Source organism: Escherichia sp. WS338 (genome assembly GCF_046486405.1).
Classification (GTDB): domain Bacteria; phylum Pseudomonadota; class Gammaproteobacteria; order Enterobacterales; family Enterobacteriaceae; genus Escherichia; species Escherichia coli.
The window spans coordinates 1-19446 of the sequence record NZ_JBJQLL010000011.1; the positions used below are offsets into that span (position 1 = coordinate 1).

General features: G+C 49.4%; 17 protein-coding genes and 1 tRNA gene. 6 read left to right on the forward strand and 12 right to left on the reverse strand.

The annotated features are described in order from the left end of the window. Nucleotides 1-151: integrase core domain-containing protein (locus ACJHWT_RS11960; RefSeq protein WP_162698398.1), on the forward strand; the 151-nt coding region annotated here is incomplete at its 5' end. Between the two features lie 577 nt (nucleotides 152-728). On the opposite strand, the gene ACJHWT_RS11965 is transcribed toward ACJHWT_RS11960, so the two are convergent. From ACJHWT_RS11965 to ACJHWT_RS12000, 8 genes are all read right to left on the reverse strand, one after another. Beyond that, nucleotides 729-2123: a carbohydrate porin gene (locus tag ACJHWT_RS11965; RefSeq protein ID WP_001037798.1), complete on the reverse strand. Its 1395-nt coding sequence runs from the start codon at nucleotides 2121-2123 to the stop codon at nucleotides 729-731. A 194-nt stretch (nucleotides 2124-2317) separates the two neighbouring features. Further along, a complete protein-coding gene (locus ACJHWT_RS11970; protein WP_000813678.1) occupies nucleotides 2318-3748 on the reverse strand; it encodes a glycoside hydrolase family 32 protein in 1431 nt (476 codons plus the stop codon). Further along, nucleotides 3748-5025: an MFS transporter gene (locus tag ACJHWT_RS11975; RefSeq protein WP_001083368.1), complete on the reverse strand. Its 1278-nt coding sequence runs from the start codon at nucleotides 5023-5025 to the stop codon at nucleotides 3748-3750. The genes ACJHWT_RS11970 and ACJHWT_RS11975 overlap by 1 nt, the downstream gene beginning before the upstream one ends. Before the next feature lie 62 nt (nucleotides 5026-5087). Further along, a complete protein-coding gene (locus ACJHWT_RS11980; RefSeq protein ID WP_000253907.1) occupies nucleotides 5088-7214 on the reverse strand; it encodes an alpha-galactosidase in 2127 nt (708 codons plus the stop codon). A 95-nt stretch (nucleotides 7215-7309) separates the two neighbouring features. Next, nucleotides 7310-8320, reverse strand: coding sequence for a substrate-binding domain-containing protein (locus ACJHWT_RS11985; protein WP_000053331.1), 1011 nt, complete (start codon nucleotides 8318-8320; stop codon nucleotides 7310-7312). A 149-nt stretch (nucleotides 8321-8469) separates the two neighbouring features. Continuing rightward, the gene (locus ACJHWT_RS11990) at nucleotides 8470-9654 is read right to left on the reverse strand and encodes a tyrosine-type recombinase/integrase (RefSeq protein ID WP_001218742.1); all 1185 of its coding nucleotides are present in this window, start codon (nucleotides 9652-9654) and stop codon (nucleotides 8470-8472) included. Between the two features lie 176 nt (nucleotides 9655-9830). Beyond that, nucleotides 9831-9906, reverse strand: a tRNA-Phe gene (locus ACJHWT_RS11995). Between the two features lie 105 nt (nucleotides 9907-10011). Next, entirely contained in the window at nucleotides 10012-10719 is a 708-nt protein-coding gene (locus ACJHWT_RS12000) for a DUF554 domain-containing protein (RefSeq protein ID WP_000234526.1), read from the reverse strand. Between the two features lie 152 nt (nucleotides 10720-10871). Here ACJHWT_RS12000 and ACJHWT_RS12005 point away from each other — a divergent pair, with 152 nt between their 5' ends. Together ACJHWT_RS12005 and speC are read left to right on the forward strand one after the other, a co-directional pair. After that, nucleotides 10872-10949 (forward strand): hypothetical protein, encoded by a 78-nt coding sequence (locus tag ACJHWT_RS12005; protein ID WP_369758763.1) that lies wholly within the window; start codon nucleotides 10872-10874, stop codon nucleotides 10947-10949. Between the two features lie 161 nt (nucleotides 10950-11110). Further along, nucleotides 11111-13246, forward strand: a complete 2136-nt coding sequence (gene speC / locus ACJHWT_RS12010; RefSeq protein ID WP_001318032.1) for an ornithine decarboxylase — start codon at nucleotides 11111-11113, stop codon at nucleotides 13244-13246. A 45-nt stretch (nucleotides 13247-13291) separates the two neighbouring features. Here speC and nupG read toward each other — a convergent pair whose 3' ends face one another. The 4 genes from nupG to mutY all read right to left on the reverse strand — a co-directional run bounded on the left by nupG (nucleotide 13292) and on the right by mutY (nucleotide 17249). Next, the gene (gene nupG, locus ACJHWT_RS12015) at nucleotides 13292-14548 is read right to left on the reverse strand and encodes a nucleoside permease NupG (RefSeq protein WP_001298251.1); all 1257 of its coding nucleotides are present in this window, start codon (nucleotides 14546-14548) and stop codon (nucleotides 13292-13294) included. 201 nt (nucleotides 14549-14749) lie between these two features. Further along, nucleotides 14750-15829, reverse strand: a complete 1080-nt coding sequence (mltC, locus tag ACJHWT_RS12020; RefSeq protein WP_000760323.1) for a membrane-bound lytic murein transglycosylase MltC — start codon at nucleotides 15827-15829, stop codon at nucleotides 14750-14752. Between the two features lie 64 nt (nucleotides 15830-15893). Continuing rightward, a complete protein-coding gene (locus tag ACJHWT_RS12025; RefSeq protein ID WP_000091700.1) occupies nucleotides 15894-16169 on the reverse strand; it encodes an oxidative damage protection protein in 276 nt (91 codons plus the stop codon). A 27-nt stretch (nucleotides 16170-16196) separates the two neighbouring features. After that, nucleotides 16197-17249 (reverse strand): A/G-specific adenine glycosylase, encoded by a 1053-nt coding sequence (mutY, locus tag ACJHWT_RS12030; protein ID WP_001318031.1) that lies wholly within the window; start codon nucleotides 17247-17249, stop codon nucleotides 16197-16199. Between the two features lie 160 nt (nucleotides 17250-17409). On the opposite strand from mutY, the gene trmB reads away from it, so the two are divergent. The 3 genes from trmB (at nucleotide 17410) to ACJHWT_RS12045 (ending at nucleotide 19358) form a co-directional block, all read left to right on the forward strand. Continuing rightward, complete coding sequence (trmB, locus tag ACJHWT_RS12035; protein ID WP_000786911.1) at nucleotides 17410-18129, forward strand: tRNA (guanosine(46)-N7)-methyltransferase TrmB; 720 nt, start codon at nucleotides 17410-17412, stop codon at nucleotides 18127-18129. Further along, the gene (locus ACJHWT_RS12040; RefSeq protein WP_001107566.1) at nucleotides 18129-18455 is read left to right on the forward strand and encodes a YggL family protein; all 327 of its coding nucleotides are present in this window, start codon (nucleotides 18129-18131) and stop codon (nucleotides 18453-18455) included. The genes trmB and ACJHWT_RS12040 overlap by 1 nt, the downstream gene beginning before the upstream one ends. A gap of 183 nt (nucleotides 18456-18638) precedes the next feature. Then, the gene (locus tag ACJHWT_RS12045) at nucleotides 18639-19358 is read left to right on the forward strand and encodes a DUF2884 domain-containing protein (protein WP_000984796.1); all 720 of its coding nucleotides are present in this window, start codon (nucleotides 18639-18641) and stop codon (nucleotides 19356-19358) included. Nucleotides 19359-19446 lie beyond the last annotated feature (88 nt).

The window sequence follows — 19446 nt, forward strand, 5'->3', positions numbered from 1 at the left end:
CGGGTTAACGGCAGCAAAGAACCTTGCAGAGGCGTTCGAGCATTATAACGAATGGCATCCGCATAGTGCACTGGGTTATCGCTCGCCACGGGAATATCTACGGCAGCGGGCCAGTAATGGGTTAAGTGATAACAGGTGTCTGGAAATATAGGGGCAAATCCACTGCATGACAAAGTCATCGGGCATTATCTGAACATAAAACACTATCAATAAGTTGGAGTCATTACCGACGAAGCGATAGCGATAATGACTGAAAGCGGAAAAATAAAAACAAATTGAATAATGTGTTTGGTAATGAATTTATCGGGGGGAATTGGGCATATCTACCGCTTACGTCGAGCCGCTCACACCCGGTCAATGACCTGACAATCTCCCGGCAAGTCCCGACGTCGGGACTTGCGCCCCTGACACCGAAAAATAGCAGGAACCCGCTCGCTACGGGTCCTCAGCTCAGTGCAAACCTGACTCAGCTCCTGCATTGCATCCCCGAAATTACCACACTCAGTACTTCATCACCTGCCACCAATACCCGTGTCAGTCCTTCGTGACCTGACGCAATTACCCGACTCAGAGCTTCAGAGTCAGCCGCCGGTACCTGCCCGGTGCTCGCCCCTGCGCAACCAAGATAAATCGACCATTGGCAGACTGCGATCATTCGTATGCATCGCTGATGACGCGCCCGAAAAACGCGTTAATGTAAGTGTGGAACAATACTTTGTTACTATGCATCAAAAAAAGTATTTGAAACGTAATCGGGCACCGTAACGATCATCGGTAATGTCACAATTACTATATCTACAGTTACTATCCAGAATTGAGTAATAAGCCCCGAGGTAAATATTAAAGTTCTCCATATCCATCACATTAGCAAACTGATAAGATGCATGAATGGTGTGAATGTTGTATATTCCTTCACCATCAATCCAGCAACCATTATTACACACGACACCACTAAATTCATCAATCTTATTATGTGCGTAGATATAACCCAGTTCGAAACGTTTCCACAGAGCATTAATACTGGCAGTGAAATCTTTCTCATTACTGGCATCCAAATAGGCGGTATTAAGAGTAACCACGATGCCATTTTCCGGATCTGTTTTCAGACCGTTCCATGTCATGCTAATACCATAACCGGAACGATTGGACTGATCGACAAAATTCCCCTTATTATCGGTATAGCCATAAGCATTTTTTACCACGTTCGCTTCCATCGCTGCGGAGACTGTGAATTCTTCCGTTGGCGACCAGGCAATTACCGGGCGCAGATAAGCGACATTTTTCTGCTGCTCCATATATCGTCCATGATAATTACCGTTATTATATAAAGATGTTCCGTCTTCAAGTAACGTGTTTAACTCAAAATACCAGTTATCGAGTTGTTTACTGATGAGGAAATTACCACCAGCGTCAGAACGACCGCGTCCCTCTTTCATCATATAGATATAACCACGGCCATCAGCATAAATATCATTAGCTGTATTACCGGAATACTCAATGAAAGTATCCTGATTTAGAGGGAACATATCGTAAGCTTCAAAACGACCGACTTTCACTTTCCACTCGTCATCTTTTCCAAAAAAGAATAATGCATCATCAATATTCACTGAACCGTGCATATCCGCCAGTGGTTGTGCTGAAAATCCAGCGAAATAACCATTATCAAGCTTACGGGTACCGTCAAAACCTAATAGAATACGGCCATTAAGGTCCCACCGTTCATTCACTGACTCACTGTTCGCCCCGGAACTTATCATTACTAACTGACCGGGTTTACTGGCAGCATCTATATTAAACTCCACATCACCATAAAACTTCAAATCATTGTAACCAGAGAGCAGAAAACCTGGAGAAGATGTTTTTTCTTTTGTTGACTCAACTACTGCATAGCTGTTAGCATCTTTTTTATTCTGCTCTGAACTAATTTGACGTATTTCAGAATGTTGTTCTATATCAAAACTCTTTAACATTCTTTCTGCTTTTTCCGCCCTTTTTTCTGCAGCTTCCAGGCGTTCTTCCAGCAATGCCATTCTTTGTTCAAGCGTTAGCCCCCCTGTTTTTGCTGCACACGCATTGTATTCCAGTAATAAAAAAAGAGATAAACCCAAAAGTAACTTATTCATTTTACCCCCTTAAATAAAAACAAATGTGGGTACTCTTATATTCTCTGTATCAACACAAAATACCATTCATATTCTTCACCAGACTGGTATATATAATCGCAACACATTACCAAAAGCACACAGCAAAGATAATTAATGTGTACTGGCAAAGTAATGACAGATAATGTCAGAAAAAATACTGATATCGATATGTCTCAGGTCAGCATCCATAAAGTGCCATCAGTTAATATCGCATCGCCATGAGCGGCATATAACGATAATTGTCTCGAGTCCGCTTGCGGATAAATACGACTTGATAAGGTTGCCTCACCATCGTTAACAAACACTTCAACAGATGAACGATCCAAGAAAATACGAAGAGTCAGATATTCTGTATCAGGAAGTTCAACACTGCGGTAACCATCCAACCCTTCCTCAGGGTAATAGCGCCACAGTACCAGTCGCCCGGCCTGATTATCCACATAAAGTCGCAGACCGTCTCCAAGGCGGACGCCATAGTGCTCCGCATGACTGTCAACCGTATGCCACGTCACCAATAATTCTGCGGCCTGTACATTTTCGGTCAGTAATTGCAAACCCTGTAACCTTACAGGGGATAATGGCTGGCATTTTTTGCGCAGAGATTCGACTTCACGCACAGGTCGCTGGCACAGCCGGCCATCGCGCTCAAAAACCTCTCTGGGCAGCGTCAGACATCCTGCCCAGGCTTCACTGCGGGTGGGCACGGGTGAATCCCACATATTCATCCATGCCATAATGATACGCCTGCCGTCCTCAGCCAGCATGGACTGTGGAGCATAAAAGTCATGACCATAATCCAGCTCTTCAAATCCCCCTTTCAGCGCAAAGACAGAACCAGGCTTCCAGCTCCCTGCCAACACACCGCTCTGAAAAAGGTTACGGAACCGATAACCGGAAGGGGGCATCCCCTGTGGTGAGAACATCAGCCAGTGAAAATTACCACACCTGAAGAAATCGGGGCATTCCCACATATAACTTTTTCCGGCTGCGGAATGAGCAAGAACATGCTCCAGATGCCAGTCCCGCAAAGATGTCCCGCGATACAACAGAACTTGCCCATTGTCAGAAGCGTCCCGGGCACCAATGACCATCCACCAGGAGCCGTCTTCGTGCCAGACTTTGGGATCACGGAAATGCATTATACCTTCCGGAGGTGTCAGCACACAGCCCTGCTTCTCAAAGTGAATACCATCATGACTTGTAGCCAGACACTGTACTTCACGGATAATGCTGTCATTACCACGATCATCGAGACAAATATGACCAGTATAAATAAGTGATAGCACGCCATCATCATCCACGGCACTCCCTGAAAAACAGCCATCACGATCATATTTATCTCCGGGTGCCAGCGCGATAGGTTCGTGTTGCCAGTGCAACATGTCGGTACTGGTGGCATGCCCCCAGTGCATTGGCCCCTGATATGCGCTTGCAGGATGATGCTGGAAGAACGCATGGTAACGCCCATTGAAGTAAATAAGGCCATTTGGATCATTCATCCAGCCGGCAGGTGGAGCCAGATGAAAAATCGGGTACCAGGCATTACCACGACGTGCGCAAAGTTTTTCAAGGGCAGACTGTGCCAAAGCAAGACGCTGTTTCATCAGTTAATCTCCGAATGCGCTGCAGGGGCTTTTTCTACAGAAGGGTGTACGCTCCCGCGGGAAGAACTCAGCGTGAAAACTGATATCACGGTAACAGTCAGAGCAATCATCCCGAGCACAAAATACGTATTCTGGAATCCCATACGATCATACAGGTGGCCGGCAAAGGTAGAGAGAAGTATTGCAGCAAGTTGTTTGGAAAACTGAAAACCTATTAAATAAACGGTCGCTGACAGTCGGGTGTCAAACACTGCCGTAATATATTTGAACGCCCCAACCAGCAAAAATGGAACTTCAAGAGCGTGAAGCATTTTCAGAATCACCACTTCTGTCGCGGTGGTGGCAAAAGCAGAACCGGTAATGCGGATGGTCATAATTCCCCCCGCAACAAGCAGGGTATTTTTGGCACCAATGCGATGAATTATCCATGGTGTACAGAACATGATAATGGCATTACAAATCTCCCCCGCAGTGGTAGCAAATCCGAATGCTTTTATTCCTGCCTGAGGAGTGTCAAAGAATGAACGAAAAAATGTGGCAAACTGCTGATCAAATACATCATAGACACAGGCCACACCAATCGTGTAGAGAACAAACATCCACATCTGACGCATGCGAAACAGGCTGAAGACCATTCTGGTCGAAATCAGGGAAGAATTGGCACCCAGTGTATTCATAACCATTGCCGTCTGGCTGGTACTGGGGCGCGCCAGAAACAACAGAAGAAGCAACAATAATGCGCTTCCTGACCCCATCCAGAAAACCAGAGAAGGATCGACATTAAAAAGCATTCCAGCCATAGCCGCACATAACGCCCAGCCCAGACACCCGAACATCCTCGCTTTACCGTATTCAAATCCACGACTGCGACTGACCCGCTCTATATAAGCTTCAATAGCTCCGGCACCTGCAGAAAACACAAAACCAATAAAGACACCGCCAGTCAGTGCGCCTGCCCAGATATTGAAGCGCAGCAGGGGCGCAAATACATATAAAAAAAAGGGGGCGAAAAATACAAGTAACAGGCTGATACTCCAGATCAGGTTTTTTTTCAGTCCCAGGCGATCTGATATGACCCCAAGCAATGGCTGGAAACTGATGGCAAACAGAGAAAGACATGAAAAGACTATACCTGTATCCGTTTTACTCAGTCCGACCACATCGGACAGCCATACAGGCAAAAACGGAAAACAGGTTGCCATGATGAAAAAGTAGAGAAAGAAGAACAGACCGAAAATCCAGAAATCGGGATTTTTATGCGTACTTGCAGAATTCATTATTCTTACCCTCACGGGATAATATTGAGAAACAGGACGGAGCTGAGGCTCCGTACCTCTCTTCACACAGCTCTTTCAAGTGCTATCAAAATCGCACTCTCCGGATCCAGTACGGGGAGCTGAATCCCTCCCTGTGCCAGCCATTCACCACTGGCCTCAAGGCTCTGATTCATCCAGACAGGTAATTTGCGCATGGTATGACCGCCTTCACCAACCACCTGGAGGTCCGGGTGATCAATAACCCGAAGCCGGTAACGCACTTCCGCCGCCAGACCGGGAAAACGAAGTATGCCTGGTAAGGTGTAATCCGGCATTGCAAGCTGGCTGATCATAAAAAGTGCCTGAGACTGATCAGGGCTGACGACTCCCTGAACCTGTATCGAAGGATCTGGCATATCCACACGCCAGAGAACTCCTGTATGAATCAGTTGTCGCCATTCTTTATAGAGCAAGGCATACCGGCGATAACCGTCAGATTCCTTCGCATCTGCGGCCACCGGATCCAGCTCCAGCCCCATATGGCCGAACAATGCCGTCAGCCCACGAAAAGCGATGCTGTGCTGCCGGAAAGTTGCATGGCAGCGGCGATGGCCAATATGCGCCCCCATCACCTCAGGAGGGAAAAAGTAACTCATGCCACGTTGTATGGTGCAGCGCTCCAGGGCATCATTATTGTCAGATGCCCAGAACCGGTGTGTGCGTTTCAGGACTTCGAAGTCAATACGCCCCCCACCGGAAGCACAGGACTCAAACTCAACATGTGGAAAACGTTCACGGAGGAGATCAAGCAATCGATAGAACTGACGGGTCTGTGCATCTGCTGCCGCACGGCCTTCATGCCCTGCCTGTACAAGCTCACGATTCATGTCCCATTTCACATAATCAACCGGATGTTCTCCCAGTAACCATAAGAAACGTTCATAAATGTAAGCAAAGGCCTCTGGAATATTCAGGTTAAGAACATACTGATATCTTCCGGTTGGCTGGGAATATCCAGGCATTGACAATACCCAGTCAGGATGAAGACGAAACAGGTCAGAATCCGGGTTAATCATTTCCGGCTCAACCCATATGCCAAATTCCATACCGAGAGATTTCACATGTTTAATAACCGGCATCAGCCCGTTCGGGTATTTCTGTTCATCGGTATACCAGTCGCCCAGAGCCGCGCGGTCATCGTTACGTCCTTTAAACCAGCCATCATCAATAATGAAACGTTCAACGCCCAGTGCTGCTGCACGCTCAGCCATCTGCATGATGTAATCAGGATTGTGATTGAAATAAATACCTTCCCAGGTATTGAGATGTACAGGGCGGGGTTTTTGCTCAGGGAAACGGATAATTTCATCACGCAAAAAACGATGGTATTGCTGACTCATTCCATTCAGGCCATCCGCAGAGTGGCAGGCATATAGCCACGGGGTGTACAGGGTTTCATTCTTCCTGAGAGCCTTCTCACCCGGCATCCACAGAGCCTCAGCCTGAACGTAACGCCTGCCGTCAGTTTTTGCCTCACATCTCATGCGGTGATTTCCACTCCACCCCAGATGCACAGCCCACACCTCTCCCTGTTGTTCCGAGAAGCCTGGCGTGCCGACAATCAGCGCCGGAAAATGCTCATGAGATGTCCGCCCTCTGCGATTTTCCAGAACAAAAGCATCATGAGTGAGACGTACCCTGTGCGGCTGAAATTCACGAGTCCAGCGTCCGTGAAAAGCCATGACTTCTTCCGCACGTTCCGCTAAAGGTAAAGTGATGGCGAAACGATTTATCTGCCAGTCCCCCTCTCTGAGGTTGGTCAGTGCATGACGAACTTTCAGAATTCCTGATGGCGTCATCACCAGCTCGCTGACCAGACGCAGGCCGGCTACCGAATCTTCACTGGTAAGTCTCAGAGTGTTTTCGGTATGTTCCACGTCAACTGTATAAAAAACAGGAGATGCATCCAGCCCATTCCTGTGTCCTTCCAGTCCCGGAGAGCTAAAAAGTCCCAGGGCATTTTCAGCCATCAGTGTTAGTGGCGTATCAATATCCAGACGACCATTCGCAACCGGTCTTTCCAGGCTGGCACAGTCATCCGGTGAGAAATGTTTCAGTGCAGAGCCCCACCAGATAATTTCTGCATGTGGACGGGTTTTAATAATTAAATCAGAGCGAGGACTGCTCAGTCTGCAGTACTTTGAAACCATAAGACATTCTCCTTTCTCAGGGATGCCTTACTGTTGATCCGAAACGTTTCGGGTATCAACCAAAACGTTTCGGATATGTGAGCTGGATAAAAAAATCAGGAGCAAGGAGGATGAATCGTCTTTCCCGGATAAAATACCGGGTTCCAGACAACCTGTAGTGGTTTTGATGATGAATCAGTAATTATCTGATATATCATCTCGGAAATCTGGCGACCAACGAGGCTTCGTGTTGACTGAATAACTGCAGCCACATCCAGCTCAATAATACTGTCCTGTGGCAAACCATCATATACAACCAGAGATACCGCATCTTTTCCTGAAAGACGACCGCTCAACTGCAGTGCCATGGCAGCACCATCTCCACTCAGGTCATTGTCAGTAATAATAGCTGTTGGTGGTATCGGTAGTGACATTAACTCCATCACGGCCTGATATCCTGCTCGCCGTGTGGGAGAAACCAGCCGCAGCCATGTATCTTCCAGTTCATGCTCATTCAGTGCATCAAGCCATCCCTGACGTCTTGCAACAACATAGCTATGTGAAGTGTCTTCACTCAACAATGCAATACGTTTATGTCCCAAAGCAATCAGTTTCTGGGTTGCCTGTCCAGTCCCGGCATGATTATCAAAGTCAAACCACGCACAGGGCAGACCAGATGGTACCCGACCAAGAGCCAGAAATGGAATACCTGCTTTATGAAGGTGTGTGATACGGGGATCGTCATCCAGAGTGTGTGCAATGATGAGAGCATCAACCCTGCGACTTTCAACAAGCCGCATATAGCTGTGGCAATCGGCATGCTCATCATCAGCTATCAGTAGTAAGTCAATATCATGGTGAGCAAGTTCCCGGCTGATGCAACTGACCATATCCATAAAAACACCACTGTTAAATGGCACATCACGTCCAGGATAAACCAGACCGACAGCATCGGTTTTACCGGTTTTGAGTCTTCTTGCCTGAGTATTAGGACGGTAACCGCGTCGACGAGCTTCAGCTTCCACCCGTGCACGGGTGGAAGCTGACACATCTGCATAGCCTCCAAGAGCCCGACTGACAGTGGTGACAGAAACTCCGAGTGCAGTGGCAATCGCCTTAAGTGACATATTATCTCCTGCTAATTATTATAGTAGACCGTCCCCCTAAATCTCCAGACAACCAATATCACTTATTGTAAGTTAACGGAATCCCTCTGATCTTACAGATCAGAGGGAAAGGTTATTGATTGTGAGAATAATTTCAGGACAAAGTGTAATTAACTCTCCTGGATGGAAAGTGAATCAATGTAGTCAGCGTACCATTGCATCATTTCACGGCGACCATCGAGATACAGGGCATGATTATAGGTACCCCTGATGGAATTTTTATCCACATGAGCTAACTGCATTTCAATCCAGGCAGAATTAAAGCCCTGTTCGTGCAGAATGGTACTCATGGTGTGACGAAAACCATGACCGGTTGCCCTGCCATCGTAACCGATACGTTTGAGCACCATATTGATGCTGGCTTCGCTCATTGGCTTGTTGATATCACAACGTCCCGGGAAAACCAGCCGGTATTGTCCGGAGAAAGTTTTGAGCTGCAGCAGAATGTCAGTGGCCTGTCGTGACAGTGGTACGACATGTTTACGTCGCATTTTCATGCGGCTTTCAGGGATTGTCCACAGGGCATTATCAAAATCAATTTCTGACCATTCAGCGGACCGTAGTTCAATCGTTCTGAGGCCTGTCAGAAGCAGCAGATTTGTCGCCATGCGGGTAACAGGACTGCCATGATATTCAGCGAGCTTCCGGAGAAAAACAGGGAGCTCATCTGCTCTCAGGTGGGGGAAATGTGCAGCTTTTGGCGCCGCCAGCGTACTGGTCAGTTCAGATGCCGGATTGACAGTGGCTCGTCCGGTGGCGATGGCATAACGAAAAATCTGATTACAGTATTGACGCACCTTACGAAGTTTTTCCAGCGAGCCACGTTTTTCTATGCGGCGCAGAATTTCCAGCATTTCCAGCGGGAGGATATCAGTAACGCTTCGTTTGCCCAGATACGGGAAAATATCTTTATCCAGAGCCTCCAGTACGCTTCTGGCGTAACTTTCAGACCATGACAAAGATTTATGCTGATGCCATTCCGTAGCAAGGGCATGGAACGTATTGGTGGCAGAGATTTTCTGAGTGAGTTTTTCCTTTCGCTTCTTTTCGCCCGGGTCGCCACCTTCGGAGATAATTTTTCGGGCATCGTCGCGTTTGATTCTGGCTTCAGCAAGGGAGACGTCGGGATAGACGCCGAGGGCCAGTTTTTTCTCTTTTCCTGCTATCCGGTATTTAAGCCGCCAGTAGCGGGCACCCGTGGTTTTTACCAGCAGATATAAACCACGTTCGTCAGAGAGTTTATAGTCTTTTTCTTTAGGTCTGGCTGTTTCGACCTGTCTGGCTGTAAGTGCCATATGGGGGCTCCTGAAACTGACTGAACACAATGAGCCCCCACCGGTGCCCCCAATGAACGCTTGATTGAGAGAGAGTTCAGTAGAGTTCGGTGGAGTTCAGGATGTTCAGATTGCTTGTAACGATGTGATTATACTTGAGTTTCGTGGAGTTCGGGAGATGAATCTGGAAGTGAAAGTGGTGCCCGGACTCGGAATCGAACCAAGGACACGGGGATTTTCAATCCCCTGCTCTACCGACTGAGCTATCCGGGCAACGGGGCGCATTAAACCTGATTCGCCTCGTCTCGTCAATCAAATTTCTTCAATTTACTGCAGACTGCACAATCTATCATCACTTTGCCGCTATTGCACGCATTGTCAGGCAAACCAGGCGGTCCAGGCGGCGGAAAGCGGCATTGCCAGAAGGAGTGCTGGAAGCATGTTGACCACCGGGAACATTTTAATGCCACAGATGCGTAATCCGGTTGCCAGCAGCAATAAACCGCCTACGGCGCTGAAGTCTGCCATCATCGACGGTGTGGTCAGCGGTAATATCAGCGCGGCAGCCCACGCCAGCGTTAACTGGATGATCAGTAATGGGATACTAATTACCGACACCGCAATACCCAACGAGCAGGCGAAGATCATCGCCGTAAAGAAATCGAGAAATGACTTGGCGATTAAAATACTCGGATCGCCGGTCATCCCTTCGTTCATCGCCCCGAAGATCCCGGTGCCGCTGGCGCAAAACAGGACAATAATCGCGACATAATTCTGAATAAAAGATTCATGCGCTGGCTTCTTACGTGAGTGGCGAAACAGATTTTGTGCTTTGGTGACCGCGGTATTGACGCCTTTTTCCAGCAGACAAATTTCGCCGATTAATGCACCGAGTAAGGTTGCTAAAACCATCGCCGGAAGGTTGGCGCATTTCACCACCAGTAAAATACCAATCCCCAGCGATGCCAGACCAAAAATAGATGTCATGGAGACGCGGATACGTTCCGGTAAACGTTGGCTGAGCAGTGCGCCGAGAACGCCACCCAGTAAGACTGCACTAGCGTTGATAAAAGGGCCGATGACCACAAGAGTTCCTGTTAACTGTATTGTCTGATTTTCTTATTATGAACTTTTTGCCTTGTTGATGGCTTGTCTGGTCGCAAAGTCCTGGCTTGCACGCTTTAGCGAAAGGTGCCATGATTGCGCGAATTTTCTCCTCTCTGTACGGAGTTTGCCCGATGCACGCCACCTCCTTACATTCTCTCGCTTATCGCCGTTTCGCGCGAAACTCCTCCCCTTTTCTGCTCATGCGGTGAAGTTAACGCACGCTCACTGCAGGACAACAGTAAAATCAGAGCGTTTCTGCTTTTACTGATGTCTGGCGGTCGGAGCTGGTGACCAGTTTGACCCATATCTCATGGGGCAGGGTTTTCCACCTTGTCCGGTATTCTTACTTCCCCGAAACGGGTTTGCGCTTATGAAATCAATGAATATTGCCGCCAGTAGTGAACTGGTATCCCGACTTTCTACTCATCGCCGCGTGGTGGCGTTGGGAGATACTGATTTTACGGACGTCGCGGCAGTCGTCATTACCGCTGCGGATAGCCGCAGTGGCATTCTTGCGTTGCTTAAGCGCACCGGTTTTCATCTACCGGTGTTTTTGTATTCCGAACATGTTGTTGAATTACCTGCGGGCGTTACGGCGGTAATCAACGGCAACGAGCAGCAGTGGCTGGAGCTGGAATCCGCAGCCTGTCAGTATGAAGAGAATTTGCTGCCACCGTTTTATGACACGCTGACGCAGTACGTTGAGATGGGCAACAGCACTTTTGCTTGCCCTGGGCATCAACATGGTGCGTTCTTTAAAAAGCATCCTGCCGGACGCCATTTTTACGATTTCTTTGGTGAGAACGTCTTTCGCGCCGATATGTGTAACGCTGACGTAAAATTGGGCGATCTGCTTATTCATGAAGGATCGGCGAAAGATGCGCAGAAATTCGCAGCCAAAGTCTTTCATGCCGATAAAACCTATTTTGTGCTGAACGGCACATCGGCAGCGAATAAAGTAGTGACGAATGCGCTGTTAACGCGTGGCGATCTGGTGCTCTTCGACCGTAACAACCATAAGTCGAATCATCACGGCGCGCTGATTCAGGCGGGGGCGACGCCGGTCTATCTGGAAGCTTCACGTAACCCGTTTGGTTTCATTGGCGGTATTGATGCGCACTGTTTTAATGAAGAGTATCTGCGCCAGCAAATTCGCGACGTTGCGCCAGAAAAAGCGGAGTTGCCGCGCCCGTTTCGCCTGGCGATTATTCAGCTGGGAACCTATGACGGCACTGTCTATAACGCCCGTCAGGTGGTCGATACCGTTGGGCATCTGTGTGATTACATTCTGTTTGATTCCGCGTGGGTCGGTTACGAACAGTTTATCCCGATGATGGCGGATAGCTCGCCGCTGCTGTTAGAACTTAACGAAAACGATCCGGGGATCTTTGTGACTCAGTCGGTGCACAAACAGCAGGCGGGATTCTCACAGACGTCGCAGATCCATAAAAAAGATAACCATATTCGCGGACAGGCGCGTTTTTGCCCGCATAAGCGGTTGAATAATGCCTTTATGCTCCATGCTTCTACCAGCCCGTTCTATCCGCTGTTTGCTGCACTGGACGTTAACGCCAAAATTCATGAAGGGGAGAGTGGGCGTCGGCTGTGGGCGGAGTGCGTTGAGATAGGGATTGAAGCGCGCAAGGCGATTCTTGCGCGCTGTAAGCTGTTCCGCCCGTTTATCCCGCCCGTTGTTGATGGCAAATTGTGGCAGGATTATCCGACATCAGTGTTAGCCAGCGACCGCCGTTTTTTCAGTTTTGAGCCGGGGGCGAAGTGGCACGGCTTTGAAGGATATGCCGCGGATCAGTATTTTGTTGATCCGTGCAAGCTGTTACTCACTACACCTGGTATCAATGCCGAAACTGGCGAATATAGCGACTTTGGCGTTCCGGCGACGATTCTGGCGCACTATCTGCGTGAGAACGGCATTGTGCCGGAGAAGTGCGATCTCAATTCCATTCTGTTCTTATTAACGCCGGCGGAAAGCCACGAGAAGCTGGCGCAACTGGTGGCGATGCTGGCGCAGTTTGAACAGCATATTGAGGATGACTCACCGCTGGCTGAGGTGTTGCCGAGCGTTTATAACAAATATCCGGTGCGCTATCGCGACTACACCCTGCGCCAGTTGTGTCAGGAGATGCACGATCTGTATGTCAGTTTCGACGTCAAAGACCTACAAAAAGCGATGTTCCGCCAGCAGAGTTTCCCGTCAGTGGTGATGAACCCCCAGGATGCACATAGTGCTTATATTCGCGGTGAAGTGGAGTTGGTGCGGATTCGTGATGCCGAAGGGCGAATTGCGGCAGAAGGGGCGTTGCCTTATCCACCAGGCGTGCTTTGCGTGGTACCCGGAGAAGTCTGGGGTGGGGCGGTTCAGCGTTATTTCCTTGCGCTGGAAGAAGGGGTGAATTTATTGCCGGGATTTTCGCCGGAGCTGCAAGGTGTCTATAGCGAAACCGATGCGGATGGCATGAAACGATTGTACGGTTATGTGTTGAAGTAAGAAAAAAACGGGTCACCTTCTGGCGACCCGTTTTTCTTTGCGTAATTAGTGGCTCACCGTCTGTGTGCCTGTCGGGACACGAACGTGTTTATATTTGAACATCGCCATGAACGCGAAGGCCAGAACCACGGAGTAACCTGCGAAAATCAGCCATACGGTCTGCCAGTCGGTAATGCCGTTTTGGGTGTACATCTCAACCACTTTACCGCTCACGATGCCGCCGAGGATACAGCCGAAGCCGTTGGTCATCATCAGGAACATCCCCTGCGCGCTGGCGCGAATTGCCGGGCTAACTTCTTTTTCGACAAACACCGAACCAGAGATGTTGAAGAAGTCGAATGCGCAACCGTAAACGATCATCGACAGTACCAGCAGTACAGTACCGAACGGAGTCGGGTCGCCGTAAGCAAACAGAGCAAAACGCAGGATCCACGCCACAATACTGATCATCATTACGTTCTTAATACCGTAGCGGCTTAAGAAGAACGGGATGGTCAGAATGAACAGGGTTTCAGAGATCTGCGAAATCGACATGATGATTGACGCATGCTGCACGATGAAGCTGCTGGCAAACATCGGATCTTTGTCGAAGCTGTGCAGGAAGGTATTACCGAACATGTTGGTAATCTGCAGTTCCGCGCCCAGCAGCATTGAGAAGATGAAGAAGATTGCCATACGCTTGTTTTTAAACAGAGCGAATGCATCGAGGCCCAGCAGGGTTGTCCAGCTCTGATTCGCTTGCTGTTTAGCAACCGGAATATGCGGCAGAGTCAGGGTAAACAGAACCAGAATGGCGGAAAGCGCTGCGCCAATATACAGCTGCATGTGGCTTAATTCGAAGCCGGACAGGCTCACCACCCACATTGCCATGATAAAGCCGATGGTGCCCCAGATACGGATTGGCGGGAAGTCAGTAACGATATCCATCCCGGCATTTTGCAGGCGATAGTAAGAGATGGTGTTGATTAACCCAAGCGTTGGCATATAAGCAAACGAGTTAATCAATATCACAAGGAACATCGCCTCCGGCGTAGTGACCTCTGCCGCCATGAACAGCGTGATAGCGCCAATGGTGTGGCAAATGGCATAGACCCATTTCGCACTTAACCATTTGTCGGCCACAATCCCCAGCAGCGCAGGCATAAAGACCGCGGCGATACCCAGTGAACTATAAACTGCGCCAATAGAAGCACCGTCAAACTTCAGGGTAACAAACATATAGGAGCCGAGGGTCGTCAGCCAACTTCCCCACAGACAGAACTGCAGAAAAGAGAGGATTTTCAGCTGCAGCTTAAGATTCATGTTAATTTCCTCACATCGTGATGCGGATGAGTGTTTGAAAAAGCACATTTGACCGTGCGAGATGATGGGATTCTATCAACTTCGCGGACTGGTTTTTTGTTACCTGTGGCAAATAATTGCAAACATTCCCAATTTGCAAAACGAAATTGTGATGTGGATAACATTTTTACCCCTGAGCATCGTCAGGGGCGGTTAGTGGAATTATCGGCGGCGGTAGGATTTTTGCGCGGTATTCACTTTATAAAGATAACGGCGAGATTCCGCAGAGGGATGGCGGGTCGTCAGCGTTTGATAAACATCGCCCGGCGTCATGGTGTTAATAATATTGGCCGCCTGAATCTTATCATTCGAAAAGACTCGCAGCACGCTGCCTGCGCCGCCGTTATAGGCGGTGATGACGGCATAACGCCGGGATGTAGGGTTATCAATTCCGCCGAGATAAACGTTGTTCAGCATCGCCAGATACGCGGTGCCGGTATCAATATTGCTGGCAGGATCAAACAAGAAACTGCGGCTCGGCGTGCCGGATTTCCCCTGCGAACGGAACACATCTTTCCCGGCAGTATGTTGTACCACCTGCATTAACCCCAGCGCATCGGAACGGCTGACCGCATACGGGTTAAAGGAAGATTCAGTCTGCATAATTGCCAGAATCAGCGACTCATCAACGCCATATTTCCGTGACGCCTGGCGGACCATGCCGAGATATTTGTGCGCACGTTTATCAAGGTGGTTCGGCACCATGTTAATGGTGACGCTGTAGATGATACGCAGCCCGTTGCTGCGGCTCTTCAGACGGTTTTTCAGCAGATAATCCGCGAAGTTGCTTGCGCGACCTTCCCAGCGAATCGGCTGCCCGGTGTTGTCCACCACCTGACCGTAAAGGAAAGGTTCTTTCGAAATCGTAATATCATCAACGTCGGAATAGAGATCGACCGAACTCGGATCGTCGCCCATCAGCAACGTTTTGATAATTGCCCGGCGCAGGTGCGCGGCAGGTTCTGTCCCGGCGATGGTTTCGATAGTAATCGTACCGTCATCGAAGTTGATGTGGCTGCGGGTCTGATATTGATCGGTGTATTTCACGTAGTCCTTAGGACCGGCGATCACTACCTCTTTGAATCCCCAGATGTTCTCAATATTGTGGGCAAATTGCCCCATCAGAATATCAAAACCGTTGGTATCTTTGACCCAGGCTTCGTTATAGGTATCGCCTTTTTTGGTCGTCGAACAGGAGATGAGCAACGGCGCAATCAAAGCCAGCGCGAGATATTTTTTCATCATTCCGGGTGCGTGTTGTGTTTGTTTTTATGCAAGTTGCCGGAGGCGTGCTCCGGCACTGTTTTTATTTTTTATCTTCCGGCGTATAGCCCTCGATATGCACCTCTTTACCCTCGAACAGGAAGTTGACCATCTCCTGCTCCAGCAGCTTGCGGTGCTCGGCATTCATCATGTTGAGTTTCTTTTCATTAATCAGCATGGTTTGTTTGTGCTGCCACTGCGCCCAGGCTTCTTTGGAGATCTCGTTATAGATGCGTTTTCCCAGTTCGCCGGGGTACAGCTGAAAATCCTGACCTTCTGCTTCACGTTGCAGGAAAGTACAAAAAATCGTTCTGCTCATAAATCATCCTCTTTATCGACTCACGCGCTAAACCGGCGCGCCAGTGCGTAACTGCTGTAACAAACGCTCCACGGGAGCCGCCAGGCCAACTGACGGCGGTTGCGCTAAGTTATACCAGAGCGCATTGTCTTCATCCATGCAGCCGGTGAATGACGACACGGGAAGCCACATAGGCACAATATCTAAGTGGAAATGGCTGAAGGTATGCCGAAACGCGGTCAGTTGCGTCAGGTTATCGGCAGCAATCTGCCGTTGCGCCAGCCATAGTCGCAAACTTTCTTCATCGGCAAACTGCGGGAAACAGTATAAACCGCCCCACAATCCACTCGGCGGGCGCTGCGCCAGCAATACCTCATCATCATGCTGTAACAGTAAAAAGTAACCCGTGCGCTCCGGTAGCGTCTGCTTTGGTTTTTTGCCCGGATAAAGCGACCAGCTATTGTTGGCGGTGGCAATACACCCGTTTTGTAGCGGACAGAGCGAGCATTTCGGCTTCGAGCGCGTGCAAATCATCGCGCCCAAATCCATCATCGCCTGATTAAACCGCTCCACGCCGAGCGCGGGCGTCACCTGCTCGCTCAAACTCCACAGTTTATTCTCGACCTCTTTTTTCCCAGGCCAGCCGCTTACAGCATAGCAGCGCGCCAGCACCCGTTTGACGTTACCGTCGAGAATCGGAAAGTGCTTACCCAGAGAAAGCGAGAGAATCGCGCCTGCGGTGGAACGCCCGACGCCCGGTAACGCCGCGACTTCTTCAAAGGTTTCCGGGAATTTACCGCCGTGTAAGGTCGCCACTTGTTGTGCCGCTTTATGCAGATTGCGCGCGCGGGCGTAATAGCCAAGCCCGGTCCACAAGTGGAGAACTTCGTCGAGCGGCGCATTGGCGAGATCGGTCACCGTTGGGAAGCGCGCCATAAAGCGTTCAAAATAGGGGATAACGGTCGCAACCTGAGTTTGTTGCAACATCACTTCTGAGAGCCATACTTTGTAGGGCGTCTTGTCAATTTGCCAGGGCAGCGTTTTCCGCCCGTATTTATCGTACCAGTCCAGAACCTGGGCTGAAAATTGCGACGCTTGCATGGTCACCGAATTCACTGTTATTGGGGGCAAGATTGCAGCACAGCGACGGCAGGGTGTAAACCGGAACTTTCCGCAGCCACGGCCTTATCATGCTTGCATCCGGCAACTAACTTTGGATAATGCCCGTTTTCAGAACACTTTCACAAGCGACTAAATCTTTATGAAAAACGACGTCATCTCACCGGAATTTGATGAAAACGGCCGCCCGCTGCGCCGTATCCGTAGTTTTGTGCGCCGCCAGGGGCGACTGACCAAAGGCCAGGAACATGCGCTGGAAAACTACTGGCCGGTGATGGGCGTTGAGTTCAGCGAAGATATGCTGGATTTCCCTGCGCTTTTTGGCCGTGAAGCGCCGGTGACGCTTGAGATTGGTTTCGGCATGGGGGCGTCGCTGGTGGCAATGGCTAAAGATCGCCCCGAGCAGGACTTCCTCGGCATTGAAGTGCATTCACCGGGCGTTGGTGCGTGCCTGGCTTCTGCGCATGAAGAGGGCTTAAGCAACCTGCGCGTGATGTGTCACGATGCGGTTGAAGTGCTGCATAAAATGATTCCTGACAATTCATTGCGCATGGTGCAGCTCTTTTTCCCTGACCCGTGGCACAAAGCGCGCCATAATAAACGCCGTATCGTTCAGGTGCCGTTTGCCGAACTGGTAAAAAGCAAACTGCAACTGGGGGGCGTATTCCATATGGCGACCGACTGGGAACCTTATGCGGAACATATGCTTGAAGTGATGTCTTCTATTGACGGTTATAAAAACCTGTCAGAGAGCAATGATTACGTACCGCGTCCGGCATCACGTCCGGTGACGAAATTTGAACAACGTGGTCATCGTCTTGGTCACGGAGTATGGGACTTAATGTTCGAGAGGGTGAAATAATGGCAAAGAACCGTAGCCGTCGTCTGCGTAAAAAAATGCACATCGACGAATTCCAGGAATTAGGATTTTCGGTGGCATGGCGATTCCCGGAAGGTACATCGGAAGAACAGATTGATAAAACCGTTGATGACTTTATTAACGAGGTTATCGAACCGAACAAACTGGCCTTTGACGGCAGCGGTTATCTGGCCTGGGAAGGTCTGATCTGCATGCAGGAAATCGGCAAATGCACCGAAGAACATCAGGCGATTGTGCGTAAGTGGCTGGAAGAGCGCAAACTGGGCGAGGTACGCACCAGCGAACTTTTCGACGTTTGGTGGGACTAAGAAAGCATACGGGCGATGACAAATGCAAAACTGCCTGATGTGCTACGCTTATCAGGCCTATAAAGATGCACGATCGAGTAGGCTGGATAAGGCGTTTACGCCGCATCCGGCATGGAAAACGCGCACTTTGTTATCAATCTGGGGCCAGCAAATGCTGGCCTGATTTGTTCTTGAGGGAAGACTATGATGCGCAAAATGCTGCTGGCGGCAGCACTTTCAGTGACGGCAATGACCGCTCACGCCGACTACCAGTGCAGCGTCACGCCGCGTGACGATGTGATTGTCAGCCCGCAAACCGTGCAGGTGAAGGGCGAAAACGGCAATCTGGTGATCACGCCAGACGGCAACGTGATGTATAACGGTAAGCAATATTCCCTGAATGCCGCCCAGCGCGAGCAGGCGAAGGATTATCAGGCTGAACTCCGTAGCACCCTGCCGTGGATTGATGAAGGCGCGAAAAGCCGCGTCGAAAAAGCCCGTATTGCGCTGGATAAAATTATCGTTCAGGAGATGGGCGAAAGCAGCAAAATGCGCAGCCGTCTGACCAAACTTGATGCGCAGCTGAAAGAGCAGATGAACCGCATTATCGAAACGCGCAGCGATGGCCTGACGTTTCACTATAAAGCCATTGATCAGGTTCGCGCCGAAGGCCAGCAATTAGTGAATCAGGCAATGGGTGGAATTTTACAGGACAGCATTAATGAAATGGGCGCGAAAGCGGTGCTGAAAAGCGGCGGTAACCCATTACAGAATGTGCTGGGAAGCCTGGGCGGTCTGCAATCCTCAATCCAAACCGAGTGGAAAAAGCAGGAAAAAGATTTCCAGCAGTTTGGCAAAGATGTTTGTAGCCGCGTTGTGACTCTGGAAGATAGCCGCAAAGCCCTGGTCGGGAATTTAAAATAATCCTCTATTTTAAGACGGCATAATACTTTTTTATGCCGTTTAATTCTTCGTTTTGTTACCTGCCTCTAACTTTGTAGATCTCCAAAAT

Excerpts from the sequence above, each read along its gene's own strand:
- ACJHWT_RS11965 (WP_001037798.1), bottom strand. The coding sequence starts at position 2,123 with ATGAATAAGTTACTTTTGGGTTTATCTCTTTTTTTATTACTGGAATAC.
- ACJHWT_RS11970 (WP_000813678.1), bottom strand. The coding sequence starts at position 3,748 with ATGAAACAGCGTCTTGCTTTGGCACAGTCTGCCCTTGAAAAACTTTGC.
- ACJHWT_RS11975 (WP_001083368.1), bottom strand. The coding sequence starts at position 5,025 with ATGAATTCTGCAAGTACGCATAAAAATCCCGATTTCTGGATTTTCGGT.
- ACJHWT_RS11980 (WP_000253907.1), bottom strand. The coding sequence starts at position 7,214 with ATGGTTTCAAAGTACTGCAGACTGAGCAGTCCTCGCTCTGATTTAATT.
- ACJHWT_RS11985 (WP_000053331.1), bottom strand. The coding sequence starts at position 8,320 with ATGTCACTTAAGGCGATTGCCACTGCACTCGGAGTTTCTGTCACCACT.
- ACJHWT_RS11990 (WP_001218742.1), bottom strand. The coding sequence starts at position 9,654 with ATGGCACTTACAGCCAGACAGGTCGAAACAGCCAGACCTAAAGAAAAA.
- ACJHWT_RS12005 (WP_369758763.1), top strand. The coding sequence starts at position 10,872 with ATGCACGCCACCTCCTTACATTCTCTCGCTTATCGCCGTTTCGCGCGA.
- speC (WP_001318032.1), top strand. The coding sequence starts at position 11,111 with ATGAAATCAATGAATATTGCCGCCAGTAGTGAACTGGTATCCCGACTT.
- nupG (WP_001298251.1), bottom strand. The coding sequence starts at position 14,548 with ATGAATCTTAAGCTGCAGCTGAAAATCCTCTCTTTTCTGCAGTTCTGT.
- mltC (WP_000760323.1), bottom strand. The coding sequence starts at position 15,829 with ATGAAAAAATATCTCGCGCTGGCTTTGATTGCGCCGTTGCTCATCTCC.
- ACJHWT_RS12025 (WP_000091700.1), bottom strand. The coding sequence starts at position 16,169 with ATGAGCAGAACGATTTTTTGTACTTTCCTGCAACGTGAAGCAGAAGGT.
- mutY (WP_001318031.1), bottom strand. The coding sequence starts at position 17,249 with ATGCAAGCGTCGCAATTTTCAGCCCAGGTTCTGGACTGGTACGATAAA.
- trmB (WP_000786911.1), top strand. The coding sequence starts at position 17,410 with ATGAAAAACGACGTCATCTCACCGGAATTTGATGAAAACGGCCGCCCG.
- ACJHWT_RS12040 (WP_001107566.1), top strand. The coding sequence starts at position 18,129 with ATGGCAAAGAACCGTAGCCGTCGTCTGCGTAAAAAAATGCACATCGAC.
- ACJHWT_RS12045 (WP_000984796.1), top strand. The coding sequence starts at position 18,639 with ATGATGCGCAAAATGCTGCTGGCGGCAGCACTTTCAGTGACGGCAATG.